This is a genomic window from Riemerella anatipestifer, assembly GCF_009663465.1.
Lineage (GTDB): Bacteria > Bacteroidota > Bacteroidia > Flavobacteriales > Weeksellaceae > Riemerella > Riemerella anatipestifer_C.
Window position 1 is genome coordinate 1 of the sequence record NZ_QXHU01000011.1, and the last position, 4,974, is coordinate 4,974.

The window sequence follows — 4,974 nt, forward strand, 5'->3', positions numbered from 1 at the left end:
ACTCCTGATACTTCTATCCATTTAGTGATTCGGTAATCAAAATGGTTAAATTTCTGCTCCGTTTTATTTACTAATCCAGGTAAATCTATTATCAATTCTCGTTTAGTTCGAGGAGGTAACCAGCGGTCTAATTCATAGGTTTCTTGAAATAATAATTCGTTTTCTCGTGAATAAAACATAAATTCAACTTCTATTCCCTTGTAAACAATAAATTCAGAGCTATTCCACAAAGAGCCTGCTATTCGATATTTACGAAAGGGTTTCCAAAACAACCATCTACAACGTGATTGAAATAGTAATGCAAAATCGGCTTTTAAGTATTCATTTACTTTTTCCGTCGTTTTTTCCACAAGGGTTTCATAAATTGGTTACAACGGTCGGGTATTGCCGAAGGCGGGGCTTATTAGCACCCAACTTCAACTAAAATACCCATACTTCAAAGATAAACAAAAGTTTCGGAAATAAAAATCTGCCCCGCTTTCGGCAATACTTTGTTGTAACCAGTTTTATTTTTTTATTGAAGTTCCGATTTCTTTACCATTTTGGACAAATATAAGCTTTACCACACCATCCTCTTCAATAAACTTAAAGCCTATATCGTGTCTCGGTGATTTGCTAAAGAATGTATTCCGCGAGTCAGGATAAAACGGCATATTCCACGGATTATTAGTAGAGTTAAAAATTAATGCGTTTTTGCCTAATGTTAATGTCGTAACTGAATTTTCATTTTCCGAATTATAGTACTTACCAACATACCTTTTTAAAATAGAAGCCTCTAATTGAATTTCTCTTTTATAAGAAACAGAAACAGGTTTATTATCAAGAATTTCCCTAATCGGTCTTATAGGCAAAACCACATCATCAAAATTTTGTAAAATAACAATGAGATTATCCGAATTTAAATCCCTACTAATATAACTAACATACCCTGGCCAACTGCCACTATGGCTCATCGAAGTTTCGTTAAAACGCCAACCAAAAGAATAATGATTATTTTTCCCGTTGTTCAAAGTATCTAATGTTTTTATAAAATCAAACTCTTCTTTATTAATTAATCTATACTCTCTTAAAGATTTGTCCCACCTCCTTAAGTCCGTTATAGTTGATTTCACCATTCCATCTCCCACTATACCATCAAGTGTTTTAACAAAACTTAAAGAAATTAAAGAATCCGGAAGTACGATTTGCTGTTTATCCCCCATAACATAACCTAAAGCATAATTTGCTATAACCTTAGGATTAAGCCTCATATTTTGTATGAAGGTATTCTTTAAGCCCAAAGGCTCAAAGACTTGTCTCTTCATAAATTCTGAATATTTCATTTTAGAAACTTTTTCGATAATAGAAGCGAGTAATAGATAATTGGTATTACTATATTCGTATTTATCATTAGGTTTAAATTTTAAACTATCTACAGTTTTTGATAAAACCTCAATAACATCCTCATTGACCATTATTTTGTTATTATCTCCTTTTTCCATCATTAAACCAATGTAGTCTGGAATACCAGACGAGTGGTTAAGTAAGTTTTTTATGGTTACATTTTCACAAAAACTAAGCTCTGGAAAGTATTTAGTTATCTTATCTGAGTAAGAAATTTCACCTTGTCTATTGAGTAAAATGATACCTGTCGCTGTAAATTGCTTAGAAACAGAAGCTAATTCAAATATAGTGTTTTCATTTAACTTTTCTCCTGTTTCTCTATTGGTAAAGCCATAGCTCTTTTTTAGTATTTCCTTTCCATTCTGAACAATAAGTATATTTCCACTAAACTGTTCTTGATTATGCAACATTGTTAAAAGACTATCTATTTTTTCCGCTTTAGTCTGAGCATTTATATTGTATGCAAAGAAAAAAATAAATAAAAGAAAAGTTCTTCTCATTGGTTAGATTTAATTGGTTACAACGGTTTGCAGCTTGGCGAAGTGGCGGATTTAGAAGTACTTACTTTCATTCTAGCACTATTGTTTATTTGAAAACCAAATGTTCAATTTAGTACTGAACCCGCCATTTTGCCAAACTGCTGTTGGCGGTAGGTTTATTTTATTTCGTATCGTTTAAATTTCAAGTCAAACATATTTTCAGTGAATTTGTTTTGTAAATACTCATCAGCAAATTCCCAAACTTTATCCATCAAATCATCGTTTTCGTCAACAAAACCCTCTCCAATATCTTCCGCAATTTCTCCTTGTGTGATAATATATTTCCTGTCAAGTTCACCATTTGTATATTTTTCAAAATAGTAAGTGTCAGATACATCAGATGCCATAAATTGCACAACTTCACTTTGAATATTTGTTAAGTCATATATTTGTCCTAATTCCATAATTATAAGAGTGCCGTTTTCAGTCTGCAAAATATCAACTGTATTTTCGTCTCTGAAACTACTTGTTGCTTCTTCAAAGTCTACATCTTGCAAATATGTCAGTTTGTTTTCTAACAAATTTTCAATCTCTTGCTCTTTGTCAAGTTTTTGTTTGATAATTAGTCCTGCAATGTTAAATCCCATAATTTCTATTATTTTATTTTAAATATTTAGTGTCGGTTTACAGTCTCTAAAAACTTACCGCCAACGGTCAGGGTATTGCCGAAGGCGGGGCTTATTAGCACCTAACTTCAACTGAAATACCATACTTCAAAGATAAACAAAATTTTCTAAAAAAGCAATTAACCCCCGCTTGCGGCAATACCGTGTTAGCCGTAGTATTTTTCTCATTCCAATTCAGTTTTCTTCATTATATGAATTCCACCAACACTATAAGCAACATTAATAGGAATTGGTTTTCCGTCTAAATGAAAATTACCATTCTCAAATGATGTTATTCTTTCGTCAATTAGGAACATATAATTTTCTCTATCAGTTAAAATTTCAAAATTGTTGTTTGTTAATTCTACTTGTTCTACATATTCTATTAAGCCAAGTTCATACAGTTCTGGAATTGTAACTTTTTCGTTATTTAATTCACAAACGTGTTTTTCTCCAAGTCCTGGCATACCAAACCAAGGCATTGCTTGTCCAACTTGCAAAGAAACTTTTGACGTATCTCCTTGAAATAAAAAGTATTTTACTTTAAATGTTTCAAAGGTTGGTGGAAGAGATTTTTTAGGAAACGGCTCTTCTGCTTTCCAGAAAAACATTACCTTATTTTGCCACTCTTGGTCATTTCTATCTTTGCAAACTAAATTATCAGTCCAATAATGCATATAAAGTTGTCCACTTCGTAATAAAATTGTTGATTTCTCAATATGTTCTTTTTGGTCTTCGGTTAAATCTCGTATGATTTTATAACCAATATTTTCACCTGTTGAAATAAATTTTTCTCCTTTGTTAAATTGAGTTTTTTCATTTTCATTTTCATTTTCATTCAAATTTTGAGTGCTTTTTGTTTGCTTATTTCCAAAGAGTTTATCAAAAAATCCCATATTTTCTTTTAGTTTATCGAGTTGTTTTTTAATTTCTGTACGGTCAGTTTTGTAATATTACGGCTAACGGTCCGGGTATTGCCGAAGGCGGGGCTTTTTAGCACTAAAACTCATTAGAATTCCTACCGTTTAATTTATTCCAAATGTTTGATAGAAATCCGTCAGCCCCGCTTGCGGCAATACCTTGTTATACGATGTTTGTTTTAATTTCCCCTATATGTCGAGTAACCAAAAGGTGATAAAGTTATAGGTACGTGATAATGTTCATTGTTGATAAGTTCAAAAACTACCTCAATGAATGGATAGAATGATTTTTGTCCGAGGGTTTCAAAATACGAACTTGTATGAAATGTTAATTTATAAACACCTATATTATTTGTGCCATCTTGTTTTAAAAAGTCTTTTATTCTTCCGTTATCATCTGTGCTTTTTTCATCAATTTTTATCCATTTGTTATCTTTATCTTTCTTGGACAATGTGATTTTCACCCCTGTCGCTGGCTTACCTGCTGTAATGTCTAGAATATGACTCGACAACTGATATCTTGTCTCTTGTGCAAAACCAAACTGTAATGTAGCTATAAAAGCTAAAAATAGAAGTGCTACTTTTTTCATTTTTTTGTTTTTTTAGTTAATAATTAATTTTAAAATTAAGATTTTGTATTGCAGTTACCGCTATAAAATGGTCGTTTTCGCCACTACCACCTCCTGATATGCCTATACTGCCTATTAATTCTCCGTCTTTCCAAACGGGTACTCCTCCTCCTAATAAAAGTAATTCGGCAATCGTATTTAAATTTTTTGAGCTTGAACTAGCATCTGCCTTTTTCATTAACTCTAAACTTGCTGTCTTTGTAGAAAGAGCTGTAAAGGCTTTTCGTTTTGACGCCTCGGTATTATGAGGTCCAACATTGTCTCCCTTAAGCAAAAGAATAACTGTACCTGATGCATCTAAAACAGCAATTGATACATTTTTCCCCAGTTTAAGAGCTTCTATATTTGCCTGTTTAGCCAACTCTAATGCACCAAATTGATTTAAACTTGTTGATTGGGTCGTACTATTCTGCCCCCATACAATCAATGGAAATATTAATAAGAATAGTATCATTTGAAAGAGGTTTTTTGTTAACATAATTCTTTGTCTTTTATTTATGTTTGTCTTTAAATATCGTATAACGGTCAGGGTATTGCCGAAGGCGGGGCTTATTAGCACCTAACTTCAAACAAAATACCATACTTCAAAGATAGACAAAAGTTTCTAAAATGCAAAATCAGCCCCGCTTGCGGCAATACCTTGTTGTAACCAGTTTTTATTTTCTTTATCTTTATACTTAACCCTAAATCCGATTGTTCAGACAATTTAATCATTGTAACATTTTGATTTTTAATACTTAATGCAATAATTAGGTTATTCTGTACCGTGTTGTAAAAATATGAAAATCAATTATTTATGAGGCTTAGACAGAGAAATTTGACAGAGTTAGGGTTTAACGGTATTATGTCCTCCTACTCCTGATACTTCTATCCATTTAGTGATTCGGTAATCAAAATG

6 protein-coding genes are annotated in these 4,974 nt (G+C 32.1%); all 6 read right to left on the reverse strand.

The window, feature by feature from the left end; all coding sequences use genetic code 11:
• The coding region (locus tag D1003_RS10675; protein WP_260393406.1) for a hypothetical protein at positions 1-350 on the reverse strand (350 nt) is incomplete at its 3' end.
• Between the two features lie 156 nt (positions 351-506).
• Positions 507-1,883 carry a serine hydrolase gene (locus tag D1003_RS10680; RefSeq protein ID WP_153936983.1) on the reverse strand — a complete coding sequence of 459 codons (1,377 nt, stop codon included), beginning with the start codon at positions 1,881-1,883 and terminating at the stop codon, positions 507-509.
• Between the two features lie 155 nt (positions 1,884-2,038).
• Positions 2,039-2,509, reverse strand: a complete 471-nt coding sequence (locus D1003_RS10685; RefSeq protein WP_153935910.1) for a hypothetical protein — start codon at positions 2,507-2,509, stop codon at positions 2,039-2,041.
• A gap of 203 nt (positions 2,510-2,712) precedes the next feature.
• Complete coding sequence (locus tag D1003_RS10690) at positions 2,713-3,423, reverse strand: glycohydrolase toxin TNT-related protein (protein ID WP_153936984.1); 711 nt, start codon at positions 3,421-3,423, stop codon at positions 2,713-2,715.
• Positions 3,424-3,626: 203 nt separating this feature from the next.
• Positions 3,627-4,037, reverse strand: coding sequence for a hydroxyisourate hydrolase (gene uraH, locus D1003_RS10695; protein WP_153936985.1), 411 nt, complete (start codon positions 4,035-4,037; stop codon positions 3,627-3,629).
• Between the two features lie 16 nt (positions 4,038-4,053).
• Positions 4,054-4,530, reverse strand: coding sequence for a heme-binding protein (locus D1003_RS10700; RefSeq protein ID WP_153936986.1), 477 nt, complete (start codon positions 4,528-4,530; stop codon positions 4,054-4,056).
• Between the last annotated feature and the right edge of the window lie 444 nt (positions 4,531-4,974).

Excerpts from the sequence above, each read along its gene's own strand:
- D1003_RS10680 (WP_153936983.1), bottom strand. The coding sequence starts at position 1,883 with ATGAGAAGAACTTTTCTTTTATTTATTTTTTTCTTTGCATACAATATA.
- D1003_RS10685 (WP_153935910.1), bottom strand. The coding sequence starts at position 2,509 with ATGGGATTTAACATTGCAGGACTAATTATCAAACAAAAACTTGACAAA.
- D1003_RS10690 (WP_153936984.1), bottom strand. The coding sequence starts at position 3,423 with ATGGGATTTTTTGATAAACTCTTTGGAAATAAGCAAACAAAAAGCACT.
- uraH (WP_153936985.1), bottom strand. The coding sequence starts at position 4,037 with ATGAAAAAAGTAGCACTTCTATTTTTAGCTTTTATAGCTACATTACAG.
- D1003_RS10700 (WP_153936986.1), bottom strand. The coding sequence starts at position 4,530 with ATGATACTATTCTTATTAATATTTCCATTGATTGTATGGGGGCAGAAT.